Origin of the sequence: Limosilactobacillus galli (assembly GCF_947381495.1) — a bacterium.
GTDB classification, from domain to species: Bacteria; Bacillota; Bacilli; order Lactobacillales; family Lactobacillaceae; genus Limosilactobacillus; species Limosilactobacillus galli.
Window position 1 is genome coordinate 1 of the sequence record NZ_CANCWK010000114.1, and the last position, 444, is coordinate 444.

The following is a 444-nucleotide window of genomic DNA, read 5'->3' on the forward strand; positions in this document are numbered from 1 at the left end:
TTTTGGACTGGAATCAAGGATCCTCACTTAAAACCTGACAAACCATTTTTAACTGAGAATAAAAACTTAAAAGTCATTCACTTAATTCAGTCTTATCCGATGCACTGCCCGCTTTGCGGCCAGCTGATGCGGCGCAATGGTTTTCGAAAGAAGCCAGTAACGATTAAGATTCTTTCAGTTGCCGGCAAACCAGCAGTGCTAAAAATCAAAAAACAACAGTATCTTTGTCCACCATCAGCCGACTGCCCAAAACGGGTTACTCGAGTGGCCCAAATTCAAGGAGTTAGATTTGCTTGTCGAATTGCGAACAGCGTTAAATACCATATCGCACAAGAACTTAGTGATAATGAATCCATGCGGACCATTGCCAGCCATCACAATGTTTCCGTTAACACCGTTGAGCGTCAGCTCGAAGGGTTAGAAGATACTTTTAAGCCCAATCGT

General features: G+C 43.0%; 1 protein-coding gene. It reads left to right on the forward strand.

The genetic code is table 11. From position 1 onward, the window contains the following. Nucleotides 1-444, forward strand: a 444-nt coding sequence (locus QOS10_RS09505; protein ID WP_283595208.1) for a transposase family protein, incomplete at both ends; no start/stop codon positions are given.